The organism is Pseudoalteromonas sp. UBA6610, from assembly GCF_002433295.1.
In the GTDB taxonomy this organism is placed as follows: Bacteria; Pseudomonadota; Gammaproteobacteria; order Enterobacterales; family Alteromonadaceae; genus Pseudoalteromonas; species Pseudoalteromonas atlantica.
The window spans coordinates 18,880-19,194 of record NZ_DJHW01000102.1; the positions used below are offsets into that span (position 1 = coordinate 18,880).

At 46.3% G+C, this 315-nt stretch carries 1 pseudogene; it reads right to left on the reverse strand.

Going from position 1 to position 315, the window contains the following annotated elements:
- Positions 1-315 (reverse strand): annotated as a pseudogene (locus B4F91_RS13585) (transketolase); the annotation flags it as partial.

Consider the following 315-nt stretch of genomic DNA (forward strand, 5'->3'; position numbering starts at 1 on the left):
TTCAGCAATCGCCATACCTACCGCGTTTGTGATCCCCTGACCTAGTGGACCCGTAGTAGTTTCAATTCCCGGTGCATAACCGTACTCAGGGTGGCCTGGCGTTTTAGAATGCATTTGACGGAAGTTTTTAATTTCATCAAGTGGTAAGTCGTAACCAGTTAGGTGCAATAGAGAATAGATAAGCATTGAACCGTGGCCATTTGAAAGAATAAATCTGTCACGGTCAGCCCACTCTGGATTAGTTGGATTATGCTTTAGAAAATCGCGCCATAATACTTCTGCGATATCGGCCATGCCCATAGGGGCTCCAGGGTG